The 16,390-nt window shown below is 55.7% G+C and carries 22 protein-coding genes and 1 riboswitch; of the genes, 13 read left to right on the forward strand and 9 right to left on the reverse strand.

The genetic code is table 11. The features are described 5' to 3' along the window. Nucleotides 1-3: 3 nt before the first annotated feature. From rpmD to ACXUPB_RS00790, 11 genes are all read left to right on the forward strand, one after another. A complete protein-coding gene (gene rpmD, locus ACXUPB_RS00740) occupies nucleotides 4-186 on the forward strand; it encodes a 50S ribosomal protein L30 (protein WP_008959157.1) in 183 nt (60 codons plus the stop codon). A 3-nt stretch (nucleotides 187-189) separates the two neighbouring features. Beyond that, nucleotides 190-624: a 50S ribosomal protein L15 gene (gene rplO, locus ACXUPB_RS00745; RefSeq protein ID WP_472954847.1), complete on the forward strand. Its 435-nt coding sequence runs from the start codon at nucleotides 190-192 to the stop codon at nucleotides 622-624. Then, on the forward strand, nucleotides 625-1,956 hold the full coding sequence (gene secY / locus ACXUPB_RS00750; protein ID WP_317508339.1) for a preprotein translocase subunit SecY: 1,332 nt from the start codon (nucleotides 625-627) through the stop codon (nucleotides 1,954-1,956). Nucleotides 1,957-2,023: 67 nt separating this feature from the next. Next, on the forward strand, nucleotides 2,024-2,137 hold the full coding sequence (gene rpmJ / locus ACXUPB_RS00755) for a 50S ribosomal protein L36 (protein WP_008959154.1): 114 nt from the start codon (nucleotides 2,024-2,026) through the stop codon (nucleotides 2,135-2,137). 123 nt (nucleotides 2,138-2,260) lie between these two features. Further along, nucleotides 2,261-2,617 carry a 30S ribosomal protein S13 gene (gene rpsM, locus ACXUPB_RS00760; RefSeq protein ID WP_007111986.1) on the forward strand — a complete coding sequence of 119 codons (357 nt, stop codon included), beginning with the start codon at nucleotides 2,261-2,263 and terminating at the stop codon, nucleotides 2,615-2,617. 39 nt (nucleotides 2,618-2,656) lie between these two features. Next, entirely contained in the window at nucleotides 2,657-3,043 is a 387-nt protein-coding gene (rpsK, locus tag ACXUPB_RS00765; RefSeq protein ID WP_007111985.1) for a 30S ribosomal protein S11, read from the forward strand. Nucleotides 3,044-3,055: 12 nt separating this feature from the next. Then, nucleotides 3,056-3,676 carry a 30S ribosomal protein S4 gene (gene rpsD / locus ACXUPB_RS00770; RefSeq protein ID WP_008959152.1) on the forward strand — a complete coding sequence of 207 codons (621 nt, stop codon included), beginning with the start codon at nucleotides 3,056-3,058 and terminating at the stop codon, nucleotides 3,674-3,676. A 98-nt stretch (nucleotides 3,677-3,774) separates the two neighbouring features. Next, a complete protein-coding gene (locus ACXUPB_RS00775; protein ID WP_008959151.1) occupies nucleotides 3,775-4,770 on the forward strand; it encodes a DNA-directed RNA polymerase subunit alpha in 996 nt (331 codons plus the stop codon). Between the two features lie 39 nt (nucleotides 4,771-4,809). Beyond that, nucleotides 4,810-5,196 carry a 50S ribosomal protein L17 gene (rplQ, locus tag ACXUPB_RS00780; RefSeq protein ID WP_008959150.1) on the forward strand — a complete coding sequence of 129 codons (387 nt, stop codon included), beginning with the start codon at nucleotides 4,810-4,812 and terminating at the stop codon, nucleotides 5,194-5,196. Between the two features lie 322 nt (nucleotides 5,197-5,518). Next, nucleotides 5,519-6,850 carry an SPOR domain-containing protein gene (locus tag ACXUPB_RS00785; protein ID WP_472956643.1) on the forward strand — a complete coding sequence of 444 codons (1,332 nt, stop codon included), beginning with the start codon at nucleotides 5,519-5,521 and terminating at the stop codon, nucleotides 6,848-6,850. A gap of 127 nt (nucleotides 6,851-6,977) precedes the next feature. Beyond that, complete coding sequence (locus ACXUPB_RS00790; protein WP_472954852.1) at nucleotides 6,978-7,853, forward strand: DMT family transporter; 876 nt, start codon at nucleotides 6,978-6,980, stop codon at nucleotides 7,851-7,853. Nucleotides 7,854-7,861: 8 nt separating this feature from the next. Here the strand turns inward: ACXUPB_RS00790 and ACXUPB_RS00795 are convergent, their stop codons facing one another. From ACXUPB_RS00795 to ACXUPB_RS00820, 6 genes are all read right to left on the reverse strand, one after another. Further along, on the reverse strand, nucleotides 7,862-8,599 hold the full coding sequence (locus tag ACXUPB_RS00795) for a DODA-type extradiol aromatic ring-opening family dioxygenase (RefSeq protein ID WP_101147109.1): 738 nt from the start codon (nucleotides 8,597-8,599) through the stop codon (nucleotides 7,862-7,864). Nucleotides 8,600-8,656: 57 nt separating this feature from the next. Then, nucleotides 8,657-9,091 (reverse strand): DoxX family protein, encoded by a 435-nt coding sequence (locus ACXUPB_RS00800; protein WP_101147144.1) that lies wholly within the window; start codon nucleotides 9,089-9,091, stop codon nucleotides 8,657-8,659. Nucleotides 9,092-9,155: 64 nt separating this feature from the next. Continuing rightward, nucleotides 9,156-10,076, reverse strand: a complete 921-nt coding sequence (locus tag ACXUPB_RS00805; protein WP_101147108.1) for a LysR family transcriptional regulator — start codon at nucleotides 10,074-10,076, stop codon at nucleotides 9,156-9,158. Further along, on the reverse strand, nucleotides 10,073-10,696 hold the full coding sequence (thiE, locus tag ACXUPB_RS00810; RefSeq protein ID WP_472954855.1) for a thiamine phosphate synthase: 624 nt from the start codon (nucleotides 10,694-10,696) through the stop codon (nucleotides 10,073-10,075). The genes ACXUPB_RS00805 and thiE overlap by 4 nt, the downstream gene beginning before the upstream one ends. Further along, entirely contained in the window at nucleotides 10,686-11,495 is an 810-nt protein-coding gene (gene thiM / locus ACXUPB_RS00815) for a hydroxyethylthiazole kinase (protein ID WP_472954857.1), read from the reverse strand. Before thiM ends, thiE begins: the two co-directional genes overlap by 11 nt. A gap of 23 nt (nucleotides 11,496-11,518) precedes the next feature. Next, nucleotides 11,519-11,617, reverse strand: a riboswitch (TPP riboswitch). A 54-nt stretch (nucleotides 11,618-11,671) separates the two neighbouring features. Then, the gene (locus ACXUPB_RS00820) at nucleotides 11,672-12,016 is read right to left on the reverse strand and encodes a hypothetical protein (RefSeq protein ID WP_101147105.1); all 345 of its coding nucleotides are present in this window, start codon (nucleotides 12,014-12,016) and stop codon (nucleotides 11,672-11,674) included. A 244-nt stretch (nucleotides 12,017-12,260) separates the two neighbouring features. Between ACXUPB_RS00820 and gloA the strand changes: the two genes are divergently transcribed. Together gloA and ACXUPB_RS00830 are read left to right on the forward strand one after the other, a co-directional pair. Next, nucleotides 12,261-12,797: a lactoylglutathione lyase gene (gene gloA, locus ACXUPB_RS00825; RefSeq protein ID WP_101147104.1), complete on the forward strand. Its 537-nt coding sequence runs from the start codon at nucleotides 12,261-12,263 to the stop codon at nucleotides 12,795-12,797. A 9-nt stretch (nucleotides 12,798-12,806) separates the two neighbouring features. Beyond that, nucleotides 12,807-13,175: a DUF6164 family protein gene (locus ACXUPB_RS00830; RefSeq protein WP_101147103.1), complete on the forward strand. Its 369-nt coding sequence runs from the start codon at nucleotides 12,807-12,809 to the stop codon at nucleotides 13,173-13,175. Nucleotides 13,176-13,183: 8 nt separating this feature from the next. Here the strand turns inward: ACXUPB_RS00830 and ACXUPB_RS00835 are convergent, their stop codons facing one another. The 3 genes from ACXUPB_RS00835 to ACXUPB_RS00845 all read right to left on the reverse strand — a co-directional run bounded on the left by ACXUPB_RS00835 (nucleotide 13,184) and on the right by ACXUPB_RS00845 (nucleotide 16,389). Further along, on the reverse strand, nucleotides 13,184-13,849 hold the full coding sequence (locus ACXUPB_RS00835; RefSeq protein WP_101147102.1) for a cupin domain-containing protein: 666 nt from the start codon (nucleotides 13,847-13,849) through the stop codon (nucleotides 13,184-13,186). A gap of 156 nt (nucleotides 13,850-14,005) precedes the next feature. Beyond that, nucleotides 14,006-15,142: a class C beta-lactamase gene (gene ampC, locus ACXUPB_RS00840; protein WP_472956645.1), complete on the reverse strand. Its 1,137-nt coding sequence runs from the start codon at nucleotides 15,140-15,142 to the stop codon at nucleotides 14,006-14,008. Between the two features lie 170 nt (nucleotides 15,143-15,312). Beyond that, nucleotides 15,313-16,389, reverse strand: a complete 1,077-nt coding sequence (locus tag ACXUPB_RS00845; RefSeq protein WP_472954860.1) for a metal ABC transporter solute-binding protein, Zn/Mn family — start codon at nucleotides 16,387-16,389, stop codon at nucleotides 15,313-15,315. Nucleotide 16,390: the final 1 nt, after the last annotated feature.

The raw sequence follows: 16,390 nt of genomic DNA on the forward strand, positions 1-16,390 counted from the left end.
ACCATGGCAGCAACGATCAAGGTTACCCAGATCCGCAGCACCATCGGCATTATGCCCAAGCACAAGGCTACTATGAAAGGCTTGGGCCTGCGTCGCATCGGTCATACGGTTGAACTGGAAGACACCCCTGCCGTACGCGGCATGATCCACAAGGTAACTTACCTTGTGCGCGTTGAGGGAGAGTAATCCATGAAACTCAATAACCTAAGCCCGGCTCCGGGCTCCAAACACGCTGCAAAGCGTGTGGGTCGTGGCATCGGTTCCGGTCTTGGTAAGACCGGTGGCCGTGGTCACAAAGGTCAGAAATCACGTAGTGGCGGCAGTGTTAAGCCCGGTTTCGAAGGCGGTCAGATGCCTTTGCAGCGTCGTTTGCCGAAATTCGGTTTTACGTCTGCAAAGTCGCTGGTCTCTGAAGAAGTACGCCTGGCAGAACTTGCTAAAGTTGCCGGTGGTGAAGTCACCATGGCATCTTTGAAAGAAGCCAACGTGCTGAAGGACTCTACGCTACACGCGAAGATCATCCTTTCTGGCGAATTGAAAACAGCGGTTATCGTTCGCGGAATCAAGGTCACCAAAGGTGCCCGTGAAGCGATCGAAGCTGCTGGCGGCAAGGTAGAGGACTAAATGGCCAAGTCAGGAAAAATGCCGGCGATGGGCAGCGGTCTGAGTGAACTGTGGGCGCGTTTGCGCTTCGTGCTCCTCGCCATCGTGGTGTACCGTATTGGTGCCCACATTCCCGTTCCCGGTATCAATCCTGACCAGCTTGCTGCCTTGTTTAGGGAGCAACAGGGCACCATCCTGGGCATGTTTAACATGTTCTCGGGTGGCGCCCTGGAGCGCATGAGTGTTCTCGCCCTGGGTATCATGCCCTATATATCGGCGTCGATTATCATGCAGCTCATGACTGCGGTCTCCCCTCATCTTGAGCAGCTCAAGAAAGAGGGTGAGGCTGGCCGCCGCAAGATTAGTCAGTACACCCGCTACGGCACGGTGATACTGGCGTTTGTCCAGGCTACCGGCATGTCCGTCGGTCTGGCTAGCCAAGGCATCGCGTACACTGCTGACTTCAGCTTCTATTTCACCGCCGTGATTACGTTTGTGTCGGGTGCGGTGTTTATGATGTGGCTAGGTGAGCAGATTACCGAGAAGGGGATCGGCAACGGTATTTCGCTGTTGATTTTCGCCGGTATTGTCGCTGGACTGCCCAGTGCCGTGGGCCAAGCCTTCGAGCTTGCCCGTAATGAAGGGGCCTGGAATGTTCTGCCGCTGTTAGCGCTGTCAGTGTTAGGTATTGCGACTGTCGCCTTTGTGGTCTTCATTGAGCGCGGCCAACGCCGTCTCAAGGTTAACTACCCAAGGCGGCAAGTGGGCAATAAGATGTATGCAGGGCAAAGTAGCTACCTGCCTTTGAAGGTTAATATGGCCGGCGTTATTCCGGCGATTTTTGCCTCCAGTATTCTGCTCTTTCCGGCCTCTATTGGTCAGTGGGTAGGTGCCGGTGAAGGTATGGAGTGGTTGCAGCGTGCATCTCAGGCATTAGGCCCAGGTCAACCGCTTTACATCTTGCTTTTCGCGGCGGCAGTGGTATTCTTCTGCTTCTTTTACACAGCGCTGGTCTTCAACCCCAAGGATGTGGCTGACAATCTTAAAAAGTCAGGCGCTTTCCTGCCGGGCATTCGCCCCGGCGAGCAGACCGCTCGCTATATCGACAAGGTCATGACACGTCTGACCCTGTTCGGTGCCTTGTATATCACTGCGGTTTCCTTGATGCCCCAGTTCTTGATTGTGGCGTGGAACGTGCCGTTTTTCTTCGGCGGTACCTCGTTGTTAATCGTAGTCGTGGTCATCATGGACTTCATGGCCCAGGTGCAATCGCATCTCATGTCGCATCAGTATGACTCAGTGATGAAGAAGTCCAACCTGAAAGGCTACGGTAGCGGCGGTATCATGCGCTGAGGCGCCGCCCACCCCTATTAAGTTAGTGAAGGGGGCGTGCCGCGAGCCGGTTTTTGGAGAAAGATCGATGAAAGTTCGAGCTTCCGTAAAGAAAATGTGCCGTAACTGCAAGATCATTCGTCGTAATGGCGCTGTCCGCGTCATCTGCAGCGAACCACGGCACAAACAACGCCAGGGTTAATCCCCCTGGGTTGTATTAAGCGGTGCCAGCATACCCCTTGCCTTAGGGCGCTAAAAGGGGTATGCTGTTGCGCCTTTTGTAGATGAATAAACGAGCAAGCCGCTCAAATTTCGGAGTAAGCTGATGGCCCGTATTGCAGGCGTCAATATCCCGGACAACAAGCATGCGGCGATCTCGCTGACCTATATCTTCGGGATTGGCCGTACCCGTGCTGAGCACATCTGTGCAGCAGCCGGTATTGCCATGAATGCCAAGATCCAGGACCTGTCTTCTGAAGAAGTCGACACCCTGCGTTCTGAAGTTGGCAAGTACACCGTAGAAGGCGACCTTCGTCGTGATGTCACGCTTAACATTAAGCGTCTCATGGACTTAGGCTGCTACCGTGGTCTGCGTCATCGTCGTAGTCTTCCGCTGCGTGGTCAGCGGACTAAGACTAACGCGCGCACCCGTAAGGGCCCGCGTAAGCCGATCCGCAAATAACACGCACGTTCTGGCGTAAAGACAGGAATAGACATCAACATGGCTAACCCGCGTAGTAACCGTAAAAAGGTTAAAAAGCAGGTAGTGGATGCGATTGCGCATATCCATGCCTCTTTTAACAACACGATCGTGACGATCACAGACCGCCAGGGCAACGCTCTTTCTTGGGCGACTGCCGGTGGTTCGGGTTTTCGTGGTTCTCGCAAGAGCACCCCGTTCGCTGCTCAAGTGGCAAGCGAACGTGCAGCAACTGCTGCAGCCGAGTATGGTGTGAAGAACGTAGACGTACTGGTTAAAGGTCCAGGACCCGGTCGTGAATCCGCCGTGCGCGCACTGAATGCCGCCGGCTTCCGCGTGCAAAGCATCGTAGACGCGACGCCCATTCCCCATAATGGCTGCCGTCCGCCGAAGAAACGCCGCGTTTAAGGAGACAGATTCATGGCTCGTTATATTGGACCGAAGTGCAAACTGTCTCGTCGTGAAGGCACCGACCTCTTTTTGAAGAGCGGTGTTACTCCCTTCGAGAAAAAGTGTAAATCCGAGCAGATCCCGGGTGTACACGGCCAGCGTCGTCAACGTCTTTCAGACTACGGCTTGCAGCTTCGCGAGAAGCAAAAAGTACGTCGCATGTATGGCGTACTCGAAAAACAGTTCCGTAACTACTACAAAGAAGCCGCTCGCCTGAAAGGCGCGACTGGTGAAGTATTGTTGCAGTTGCTCGAATCCCGACTGGATAACGTCGTCTACCGCATGGGCTTCGGCTCGACTCGCTCTGAAGCGCGTCAGCTGGTCAGCCACAAGGCGATTTCCGTGAACGGCCGCACCGTTAACGTAGCTTCCTATCAAGTGAAGCCAGGTGACGTTGTTTCCATTCGCGAAAAGGCGAAAAACCAAGCACGTATTCAAAGCGCGTTGTCCATTGCGGCCAACCGTGGCGATATCGCTTGGATCGAAATCGACGCCAAGAAGATGGAAGGCACTTTCAAGGCTCTGCCTGAACGCGGTGACCTGTCTGCCGACATCAACGAAAACCTGATCGTCGAGCTGTACTCCAAGTAAGCAGTTTTCTGTTTCTTGTCTATCTGGTGCGGGTGTAACGCCCGCGCCAGGTCGTACCGAGTACCAAGTATCCGTTTGGCAGCCTGAAAGGTGTTCATATGCAGCGTTCAGTGACAGAGTTTCTACGTCCTCGCGACATCAAGGTCGAAGAAATCAGCGCACATCACGCCAAAATCGTGCTCGAACCGTTCGAGCGTGGCTTTGGTCACACCCTGGGGAATGCACTGCGTCGCATTCTGCTTTCGTCTATGCCCGGCTGTGCCGTGGTAGAGGCTGAAATTGCTGGCGTCGAGCATGAATACAGTGCGCTCGAAGGGGTGCAGGAAGATGTCATTGAAATCCTCCTGAACTTGAAAGATGTTGCGATCAAGATGCACAGCCGCGATGAGGCGGTGCTCACGCTGAACAAGCAGGGCCCAGCCGTCGTCACCGCTGGCGACATTGCGCTTGATCATAGCGTCGAAATCGTCAACCCGGACCACATCATTGCTCATGTCAATGAAGGTGCCGAGCTGAAAATTCAGCTTAAGGTAGCGCTGGGTCGTGGCTACGAACCGGCTGACGCGCGTGGCTCTGATGAAGAGACGCGTGCCATTGGCCGCCTGCAGCTGGATGCCACCTTCAGCCCTGTCCGCCGTGTTTCCTACTCGGTTGAAGCCGCTCGCGTAGAGCAGCGCACCGACCTCGATAAGTTAATTATCGATCTGGAAACCGACGGTACCCTGGATCCGGAAGAGGCTATCCGTCGCAGTGCGACCATCCTGCAAGAGCAGCTGGCCGCCTTCGTCGACCTGGAAGCTGATAAAGAACAGGAAGTCGAAGAGGAAGAGGATCATGTTGATCCAATTCTATTGCGCCCCGTAGACGATCTTGAGTTGACCGTTCGCAGCGCGAACTGCCTAAAAGCCGAGAATATTTATTACATCGGTGATCTTATCCAGCGCACAGAAGTTGAGCTGTTGAAGACACCGAATCTCGGTAAGAAATCTTTGAATGAAATCAAAGACGTATTGGCGGCTCGCGGCTTGTCCCTTGGCATGCGGTTGGAAAATTGGCCACCGGCAAGCCTGAAGGACGACAAAGCCTCCGCGTGAGCGTCGACTTGAGTCCCAGTTTGGTAAGGAATTACAACCATGCGTCATCGTAAGAGTGGTCGTCATCTGAATCGCACCAGCTCGCATCGTCAGGCCATGTTCAAGAACATGTCTGTCTCGCTGGTCGAGCATGAAGTCATTAAGACAACCCTGCCTAAAGCCAAGGAGCTGCGTCGCGTTATCGAGCCGCTGATCACCTTGTCTAAGCAGGATAGCGTTGCAAACCGTCGTTTGGCATTTGCCCGCACGCGCTCTAAAGAAGCCGTCGGCAAACTGTTCAACGAACTAGGTCCGCGTTATGCCGAGCGTCCGGGCGGTTACGTCCGTATTCTTAAGTGCGGTTTCCGCACCGGCGACAACGCGCCTATGGCGTTCGTTGAGCTAGTTGATCGTCCGGTTGTTGAAGAAGCTGCTGCAGAAGAGTAATCCTCTGCGCTAGGTTTCTTTAGAAGCAATCGAAAACCGACCCCTCAGTGGGTCGGTTTTTTTATGGCATATATTTATCTTCTTTTGATACGCATGTAACTTCTCTTTTTCTAAGCCTAACTCCGTATATACTCAACTTATTATTAAAAGTACCTAGCATGGCCGTGCAGAGCAGGGAAAGCCTTGCGTTGCACCTTGAGTATGGCATGGTAGTTAGGCCATGGATCAGTCACAGTACGTTGATAACAAGCAAGGGGCAGGTATGTATGCGAGGGTAAAACAGATCGCCGTTGGCGGTGCATCAACGGTATGGTCACTGAGTATGGTTTTGCTGCTTGTGCTGGCAATGGTCTCCAGTGCTCACGCCGACAATCCACGCTATGCAGGCATTGTGGTGGATTTGGATAATGGCGAAGTCCTCTACGCTGAAAATATTGACGATCAGCGTTATCCTGCCTCGCTGACCAAAATGATGACCCTGTATTTGACCTTTGAAGCGCTGGAAGCGGGCACGCTGCGTTTAGACCAGCCCTTGCCGGTTTCCCGTTTTGCAGCAGCAAAGCCAGCCGTAAAGCTCTGGCTTGCTGCAGGTAGTTCTATCCCCGTCGATACGGCCATACGTGCGCTAGCGGTTCGCTCGGCTAATGATGTTGCCGCGGTGGTTGCCGAAGCACTGGGCGGTAGCGAAGCGCGTTTTGCACAGATGATGACCACCAAGGCGCGCGAGCTCGGCATGCACGCGACCACCTTCCGCAATGCCTCTGGCTTGCCTGATGACGGCCAAGTAACCACCGCACGGGATATGTTGACGCTCTCAGTACGCGTAATGCAGGATTTTCCGCAGTACTACCACTATTTTGGTCTCCAGGAATTTACCTATCGCGGTACACGGCATACCAGCCACAACCGTCTGGTGCGTGATTATCCTGGCGCTGATGGGCTGAAAACCGGATTTATTAGAGCGTCTGGTTTTAATGTGGCGACCACCGCAGTGCGCGGTAATCGGCGATTAGTGGCAGTGGTGATGGGCGGTTTTTCATCTCAGTCGCGTGATACCCATATGGCCAATTTGCTAGACCGCAGCTTCTTGCGAGCTTCACTACGTGATCAACGTAGCTGGGTGGCCGACACCGCCTTTTCACAAGAGTTTATGGCTTTTGCCCCTCCCGCCCAGCCGGTTTCCCCACCCACACCTGAACCGCGTCAGCCGCTGTTGGCCGTCGTGGAAACGACCACGCTTTCGCCCTCCGCGAACACTGCCGCTTCAGCGCCCGTCGTGGATCTTGAAGAACAGTTGGCCGATATAACCAGCGTTCAGCGCCCCACGCCTGCAAGCGAGATGCCCCAGGCCGACCCATTGAAGGCCTTTATTGAGCGCGAACGTCAGCTTGCTTCCGTCAATGAAATAGGCGGCGGTTGGGGAGTTCAGGTAGGCGCCTTTAGCCAGGAGGCTCAGGCACGGCAATTGGCGCAGCAGGCGGCTCAGCGTATTGCACAAAATTTAGGTGGCCGTGTGGCCATTGACACTGTAGAGGGTCAGAACCCGGTTTACCGCGCCCGCTTAATGGCGTTGGATGAGCAGCGCGCCCGCCAAGCGTGTCGCGAACTGCACTCCCAGGGGATGGACTGTATGGTCGTTAACGCCAGCTTGTAAGCTAGTTAAGCTGGCGTTGTTTCAAGCGCTGACCCAGGTGCGTCTCACCCCGCCACTCGCTATTGGGCGGGGTTTTTGCTTTTAAGCAATTGACGATTACCGGCTGACAACAACTAAGGAGATAGCGGTGACCACCTCGCTGAAGGGCATACTCTGCATGTGTATGGGCGTTCTTTTTCTTGCCCTGGGGGACGCCGTTTCCAAATGGTTAGGCGAGACACACTCGCCGCTGCAGATTATTTTCTTCCGCGCTTTAGTCTCCTTGCCGATGATTGCGCTGCTTGCTCATTTTGCCGGTGGTTTACGTAAGCTACGCACGAAGCGTCCGGGCGTTCATTTTCTGCGTGGGTTAATCTATACCGCCACCATGGTCTGTTTTGTATGGGGTTTAACGCTGTTACCACTTGCAGAAGCCACGGCAATCGCTTTTGTGGCACCACTATTCGTAACGTTACTCTCGGTGCCACTACTGGGAGAGCGAATCGATCCACCGGTGCTCATCGCTTCATTAGTGGGCTTTGCAGGAGTGCTGATCGTGGTTCGTCCTAACGGCGATGCATTTCAAATGGGCGCTTTGGTACTCGTGGCGGCCGCGCTTTTTTATGCCTTGATGATGATCACCGCACGGCGCTACGGCGCTCGTGAACACCTATGGGCAATGCTGTTTTATATGACTTTTGTGCCACTCGTGGTAACCGGCTTAACGCTGCCATGGGTATGGCAACCCCCCCAGCCCTGGCACTGGGTCGGTTTTTTCACTTCTGGAATCTTCGGCGTTGCGGCGACCGCCTTTATTACCCTGGCGTTTCGGTACGCCCCAGCCGCCATTGCCGCCCCGTTTGATTACACGGCGATGCTTTGGGCAGTGCTTCTCGGCTGGTGGTTTTGGGGGGAAATGCCCGACCTCTGGGTGTGGGTGGGCAGCGCCCTGATTATGGGCAGCGGATTAGCGGTCGCGTATCACGACCGCCGCACCACCCTTAAACGCCGCCCTACTGCCTAGCAGTACGCTTAAGCGAACTGGTAAACGTCCATCGCCAGTACGCCGTGTTCCACGCTGTTGTGTAGCTGGGTGGCGTTACCGCCAGCGCCCATCGCGACCAGCAAGGGTTGAAAGTGCTCTGGCGTGGGGTGATTCTTCCGCGCGCTAGGGGCGTTCTCCCAATTTAGCAACGCCTCACGGTCATTGGCGATCAGGTGATCGTGTACCCAGCGCGCAAATTCATCTACCCAACCGGGCATTGGGCTATCTTGCGCCATCAGTTCATATAGATTATGGGTCAGGCTGCCCGAGCCGATAACCAAAATGCCCTCATCCCGAAGTACCGATAACTGTTCACCGAGTGCCGCAAGCTGCGCACTGCTCCAGCGCACCGGCAGCGATAATGAAACGACAGGTACATTAGCGTCTGGAAACATTAGCGAGAGCGGCACCCAAACGCCATGGTCGAAGCCGCGCTCTACCGGTTTGGCGCCCAACAACACGGCCAGCCGTTCAGCCAGTTCAGGGTCGCCAGGGGCGGCATATTGCAAATCAAAAAGCGCCTGCGGAAAGCCACCAAAATCGTGAATCGTCTTCGGTTTGGCGCTGCTACTGACCTGTAGCTCGCTGCTCTCCCAGTGCGCCGAAACCACTACCACCGCTTTAGGCGAGAGCTGACTGCCAAGTTCACGCAGAAACGTATGGGCAGATGTTTTATTCAGCGCCAGCATGGGTGAACCATGGGAAATAAATAGACTAGGTAACATGGGTAGATCTCCACGGTAGTACCGGCGCTTGCGGTGGAGCAAGCGCCGGTGATGAGGTTAGGCGAAGCGACGGTTTAACACCCAGTGACCACTTCCTAAACCCGCTTGAGTAATGAGGGCCAGCGTCCAAAACACCGGGAATTCCCAACCGCCACCAGCATTCGAGAACATCCAACCGTTACCCAAGTGTACCCAAGCGGCACCCAGCAGTACCGGTACCAGTGCTAGGCTTACCCAGCGAGTGTATACGCCGAGCAGAAGGGCTATCCCACCGCCCACTTCAGCAGCAATGGTTAAGTAGGCTAAGACCCCCGGCAAACCCAGTGACTCAAAATAGCCGACCGTACCCGGTACGGTAAATACCAACACTTTGAGCAAACCGTGAGCGAGGGCCATAACGCCGAGGCTGATGCGCAGAAGCGTAATAGCATAAGGCTGTAGAGAGGGAGTGGCCGTAAGTGATGATTGAGTCGTCATTTGAGGAGCTTCCATCTGTGTGGTTGATGGAGCTACTTTACAGCTAGGCCAGGGTGAGATAATCAGCGCGTTATGCACATCACTGTTGCGTAATAGGCGATAATCCAATCGCCTGTTCCCAAATAGGTGGATCTCCCCACGCCTCGGTAAGCAGATCGATAAAGCGCTCCACCTTGGCGGGCAGATACCGCCGGGCAGGGTAGAGCGCGTGAACGTCGAGCCGCACCGCGGGCTCGTCGGTTAAAATCGGCACTAACCGCCCGCTGACAATACTCTCCGTGACCAGAAAACTGGGCTGTTGTGCGATGCCTAAGCCCGCTTCAGCAGCCTGGGTCAGTACATCACCATTATTGCTCTCCAGTGGGCCATTAACCGTCAAAGACTGCGTAGCAATTTGCCAGTCAGCGCTCTGCTGGCCACTACGATATCGCAGGCAGCGGTGCTCATTAAGGTCGTTAACGCTAACGGGTTCGCCGTGGGTGGCAAGATACTCAGGGGAGGCACAAAACAGCAAACGGCAGCGGGTCAGGCGGCGTGCCACCAGGCTGGAGTCGGGCAGGCTGCCGATACGGATCGCCACGTCATAACCCTCTTCAAGTAGATCAACGCGACGGTCATTAAGGTCCAGGCGCACGTCAAGCGCCGGGTGGGTAAGCATAAACTGGGTGACGAGTGGCGTTAAGTAGCGGGTACCAAAACTCATGGGCCCATTTACGCGTAAACGGCCGCGCACATCGCTGGTACCTTGGCCAACTTCAGCAGCGGCTTCATCGAGCGCTTGCAGCACACCCTGGGCGCGCATTAAATAGCGCTCTCCTGCTTCCGTGAGATGCAGGCGACGCGTAGTGCGCTGTATCAGTCGCGCCCCGAGTGCCTTCTCCAGTGCCATGACCTGACGCGACACGCGGGTACGCGAAATATCGAGTGCTTCAGCTGCCCGGGTATAGCTACCCAGCTCGGCGACTCGCACGAAAGCAACGATATGCTCTATTTGGTTCATGACGCAGCAGCGACCTGAAAGGCGCGTGCCGCCTGGAAAGGATCGGGTTGGCCGCAAATGGCTGAAATCACCGCTAATCCGTTCGCTCCCGCCCGCTGCACACTAATGGCATGCTCAGCTTTCAACCCACCAATCGCCACGCTGGGCAGTGGGCACGCTTTGACCAGCGAAGCCAAGCCGCCAAAGCCGATAGGCTGGGCGTGGTCCTGTTTGCTCACTGTTGCAAACACGGGCCCAATGCCAACGTAATCAATTAACGCCATGGGCGCCGCTTGGAGCTGAGCGAGGGTATTGATCGACAGGCCAATAATCGCCTGTTCACCTAGCGCTCGGCGTGCTTCCTGAACAGCGGCATCGCTCTGACCGACATGCAGGCCATCTGCCTGACTCTCTAGCGCTACCTGTAAACGGTCGTTAATGATGAGCGGCACCCCGGTGCCTGCCAGCAGTGCTTTTAGCCGCTTGGCCTGAGTAACCATCTGTTCATCGCTGGCATGCTTATCGCGTAGCTGCACGATGGTCACACCACCTCTTACCGCTGCTTCAACCGTCTGCTCTAGGCCATAATCGTCGCAAAGCGCAGTGTCGGTCACCAAATAAAGCGATAGATTAAACGGCATGGAGTGACTCCAACTGGGTATGAGCAGTGAGATCGTCAGGGGTCAGTTGATAAAGCGCATCCAGCAGAGCGACTTGGAAACTGCCTGGGCCCTGAGCAGTACTGCCCGCCCGCTCGCCAGCGACGGCAAAGCAGCCTAGCGCAGCGGCAGTGGCTTCCAGCGGGGCTTCACGGTTGGCCGCTACAAAGGCGGTGACCAGCGCGCTAAGGCCGCAGCCTAGCGTTGTAACCTTGGGCATTAAAGGGTGGCCACCGTGAATATGGTAATGCCGTGTGCCATTCGTCACCCAGTCGCTTTCACCGGTCATCGCGACAATGCAGCTATGTTGTTGCGCCAGCGCTATCGCTGCGTCGATGGCTTGGCCGGCGGCAGCTGTCGAGTCCACACCGCGGCCTTGGTTGGCTAACCCATTGAGCGCCAGAATTTCAGAGGCATTGCCACGAATCACACTAGGCTTTAACGCGAGTAACCGTGTGCACAGCGATTGACGATAGCGGGTCGCGCCAACGGCGACAGGATCTAATACCCAGGGAATCGAGTGCTGGCTGGCGGTGGCCGCTGCGGTCAACATCGCGTCCGCCCAGTGGGCAGAGATGGTACCAATGTTGATCGACAGCCCGGCAGAAATAGCGGTGAACTCTGCCACTTCCTCTGGAGCATGCAGCATTGCGGGTGACGCGCCCGTGGCTAGCAACAGGTTGGCCGTGCTGTTCATGGCGACATAATTGGTCATGCAATGGACTAACGGTGTCACTGCGCGCAGCGTTGCAAGGTAATCGCCAAGCGGAGGTAGGGTCATAGCATCCTCCCGGCGGGGAGGTGGTAAGCGGTACCATGACTCCCTACGCCGGTGTTATCCGGTTCAGGTTCAAAGGGTGCGTCTCAGCCCAACCGTAACGGAGGGCGCCCCTGTCGAGCGCTTACTATCCTTGCCTGGAGTAGCCCTGTAAACCCCTGGATACAGACGATGGCAATCTAACGAAACGAAATACGCGTGCCGTAGGTGAGCATCTCGTCAGGCGTTATGGCTTTCCCCTCTATCCCAATCATTTCGTCACCGCACTGGTCAGCGAAGGTCAGCACGCCGTGGGTCAAGCCAAGTTGGCCTAAGGTATCGCGGATTTCACCCGTGCCGAGAAAAGTACTGACGTGCCCTTTGTTATCACTGAGGTCAGACACGCCGTTAGCGTGATGAAAGCGCACTCTGTAAATCCCATCCATCGACTCCACTTCAACAATGGGCGAAAAGCCGTTGTGAAGCGCATTGGAAAGTTGCTTGAGGGTTAAGTGATCACCCAGCGTCATATCAATCGCAGTCATAAAAACCTCCTGAAGGACGCCCTCAATCAGGGGCATCGATCATGTGGCGGGAACTTCTTTTGTAAATCTTATGGATAATAAGTGTAGGGTTTTTGTTTAGGATTGCTAGTGCGCTTACCGGTGCCCCGATACGACACTGCCTACGTGCTTGTAAGGGCTAGCATTCTGGCAATAAAGCCCCCATGGTAAGCGGTATGTGAGGCTCAATAGAGTCAATGAACAGTATTAGCGACAGGAGAGCGTGATGAGTTTTCAAGGTGAGCAGCATCCTGGTGTCGTCGATACACCGCCTCAAACCCAAGGATTCCGTTTAAACCACACCATGCTGCGGGTCAAAGACCCCGAGCGGGCGCTGGCGTTCTACTCAAAAGTGTTTGGCATGCAGGTACTGCGGCGGCTGGATTTCGAGGAGATGCAGTTCTCGCTCTACTTTTTAGCCAACGTGGAGCCGAGCGACAGCGTGCCGGAAGAGACTGACGCGCGTACCGTATGGACGTTTAGCCAGAAGGGGCTGTTGGAATTGACCCACAACTGGGGGACTGAAAACCAGGAAGATTTCGCCTATCACGATGGCAATGCCGAGCCCCAGGGCTTTGGGCACATCTGCTTTAACGTGCCGGATTTGGCAGCGGCACAGGCATGGTTTGACGAGCACGACGTCACCTTCGTAAAACGCGCTGATCAGGGCAAAATGAAGGATGTTATCTTCGTTAAGGACCCGGATGGCTACTGGATCGAAGTAATTCAGGCAGACCTGATGGCGGGTAAAAGCGACGCATGAGGCACGCCAATGGCTGAACTACTGTTCCGGCTGCGCCACGTTACCGACGAAGAGGCCATGGAAGTGCGTGACCTGTTGGCCGACCATGGCTTTGATACCTATGAAACCCAGGCGGGCTTTTTCCGCCTGGGGGTCGATGCTATCTGGCTACGTAATCCACATCAGCATGATGCGGCTATCGCCGCGCTAGACGCCTATCAGGCGGAGCGCCTTGACCGCGTCCAGCGTGAGCATCAAGCAGCGGTTGAGCGGGGCGACGCGGAAACATTGTGGCATCGCTTGGCCGCTCACCCGCTGCAGGTGGTGCTGGTGCTGTTAGCCGTGGGGCTTATTGCGGCTCTTACGCTGCTGCCGTTTCTGGGCTTATCACGAAGCTAAGCACTAAGCTATGCGGGCGGCAGATGACCGCGTTTGAGGTACATCATCACGCCATTTTCACCGGCGGTGAGTGCAGGGGCTGCGCCGCTGGGGTAGCGACACCAGGTGCCCGCCGTGTAGCTATGCTCGCTATCGCTTAGGCTGCCTTCAAGAATCAAAAACTCCAGGCCGCCCAGCAGCGTGGGGTAAGTGATGGAGGTGCCCGCCGACCACCGTTCCAGGCTGGTGCGCTCCTGCTTGTAGGTGTGCAGCATCTTGTAGGCAATGCGCGGGCGACGATCCGGCTGCCAGGGAAGCCGATGCGCAGGTACCGCCAGCTGGAGCGTGTCGTTGGGGTCAAACTGGTGCAGTTTGACAAAAATCAGCGCGCCTTCCTCGCCAATCTGTGGCGTGTGGCCGGTACCGATGGGGTTTCGTAAGTAGCTGCCGGCTGGGTAGCGCCCATGCTCATCGGCGAACACGCCTTCCAACACCAGGATCTCTTCGCCGCCGCCGTGGGTATGCCGCTCAAATTGCGTATTAGGCGCGTAGCGAACAAGACTGGTGGCACGGGCAACTTCATCACCAATTCGGTCAAACATCATGCGCTCGACCCCCGCACTGGGGGAATCGACCCACTGATACTCTTCCGGGGTAACACAGGCAAAGTGGCTAAAATCGGCGTTTAGACGCATGGGAAAGGGCTCTTCGCAGTGAAGGTAAGTATCGGGGAGGAGTAATAGTCTCCTTATTGACAGCGAAAAATGCAACTTTAGGTTGTTTGATCTTAGCGATGATGCCATAAAAAATGCCGCCAACGGCGGCATTAGACTGTTTTAAGCGAGAGAGACTCAGTGGGCTTCTGCCAGTGCGGTAAGCAGTTGGTGCGCTGCTTCTATGCGGGCACCATTGGGGTAGTTACGGTTAGCCAGCATCACAATGCCGATCTGCTCGCTGGGCACAAAAGCCACATAGCCGCCAAAGCCGTTGGTTGAGCCGGTCTTGTTATAAAGCGCCTCTTGCCGAGGGGCTAAAGGGGGCGTTAAGCGGTTGGCAGGGTTGGGCTCTAATATCATCTCAAGTGAGTTACCTGCCAGCAGCTGCTCAAGCGTTACTGGGTAGGCGTAGCTTTCCCAGCCCAGCCCCTGGGTCATATTGCCGACCTCAAAGTACCCCGTGCGCGTGGCCGTCAGGGCTTGGCGTAGGGGGGCTTCCAGCGCTGAGTCATTCATGTGGGCTTCCACAAAAGTGAGCACATCTGCAGCAGTTGATTTCAAGCCGTAAGCCTGAGCATCCAATACGCCGGGGTTCACCCGAATCGGCTCATCTTCTTTCGAGTAACCGTAAGCGTAGTGCGCCTGCTGTGCTTCAGGCACCTGATAAAAACTGTGGTCAAGCCCTAACGGTGAAAAGAGATGTTCCTCCATCAATGCTGCATAACGCTTTCCGAGACGTTGGGCGGTTAAATACCCCATCAGCCCTATGCTCGGGTTGGAGTAGAGCCGATGACTGCCAGGCGTGGATTCAGGCTGCCACTGGCGATAGTAGTCGACCATTGCCGCTTCGTTGTTAACCGCCTCGGGAAACTGCAGCGGCAGTTCACCCGCGGTGTAAGTGCCCAATTCCAGCAATGTGATCTCATCGAAGGCACTGCCTTCAAGGGCAGGCAGGTGCTCGCTGGCCGCGTCGGAAAGCGAAAGCGCACCGCTAGACTGCGCGTAGCCTGTTAACGCCGCAGTGAAAATCTTACTGATGGAGCCCAGCTCGAACAGCGTCTCATCGGCGACCGGAATCCCCGCTTCTTGATTGGCGAGGCCATAATTAAAGTAGTGCTGCTGGCCGTTGATGCTCAGCGCGACCGCCATCCCTGGGATGCGGTGCTCATCCATCAGTGGGACGATAGTCTCGTTCACCAGCGCTTCAACTGCGTCGCTATCGGCTGTTTCAAGCGCCCAGGCAGCGCTGCCGAGCAGGAGTGAGTTGGTCATGAGAAAGGAGGTTGTTACCGCTACTAACTTACGCATACCAAGATCCTGTGGTAGTGGGTGCGGCAAGAAAGTTAGGGGTATGGCCAGCCGCAAAGAGCGTGATAAAGATGATTGGTGATATGGCTGCTCATATCTATCACGACGTGAGCAGCGTTTATAACCCTATCGGCTTAGTGATTATGCTCACTGTGGTCATGGTCATCGTGGTCACGCTCATGATCGTCATGACCGGGCTTTATATATCCGGGCTCTGCTAACGCATCATGCAGCACACGGGCATTGTGGCGCATCATGCCCAGGTAAGTGCTGGCTTCGCCTTCTGCGGTCAATGCATCGGCGTAAAGCGTACCGGCGATCGGCAGGCCGGTCTCTTCGGCGAGCTGGTTGATGATCGACTGATTGGTCATGTTCTCATGAAACAGCGCCTGTACGTTCTCCTGCGCAATCACATCCACTAGCGCGGCCATGCTGGCGCCACTGGGGTCAGCTTCGGTCGAAAGCCCCACCGGAGAGAGAAAGTTCACCCCGTAAGCGCTGGAAAAGTAGCCAAAGGAGTCATGCCCGGTAATCACGCTGGTGGAAGCCGGAATCTCATCAATTAGCGCACGAATCTCGGCGTCTACCTCGGCCATTTCCTGTAAATACTGCTCCGCATTGGCGCGGTAAGCATCGGCGTTATCGGCATCCGCGGCGATTAAACCGTCACGAATATTGGCGACATACACCTCGGCTTGCTGCATATCCTGCCAAGCGTGCGGGTCTTCATTACCATGGTCGTGATCGGCGTGGTCGTCATGCCCATGTTCTTCATGATCCTGCTCTTCGTGAGCGTGCTGGTCATGCCCATGCTCCTCATGGCCGTGCTCGTCATGGTCTTCATGCTCAGCTAAAGAGAGTGGTTCAACGCCATCCGTTGCGGTGACCAGTGCACCTGAATAATCGCTGGCGCTAATCAAACGCTCCATCCAGCCCTCAAACAGCAGACCGTTGAACACCACCAAATCCGCGTTCGCTAGAGAGCGGGCGTCTCCGGGGCTGGGGGAGTAGACGTGGGCATCGCCGTCGGCAGCCACCAGCGAGGTCACCTCAACATGCTCGCCGCCTACGTTTTCCACCATATCCGCCAGTATCGAGAAACTGGTCACCACCTGAACGCGTTCATCAGCGATAGCGGCAGGCAGCGCCAGCAGGGCGGAAACACCCACTAACCAGCGCGACGGCCGATAGGATAAATAGGCAAGCGACATG

It is taken from the genome of Vreelandella sp. DA03-1M, from assembly GCF_055725665.1.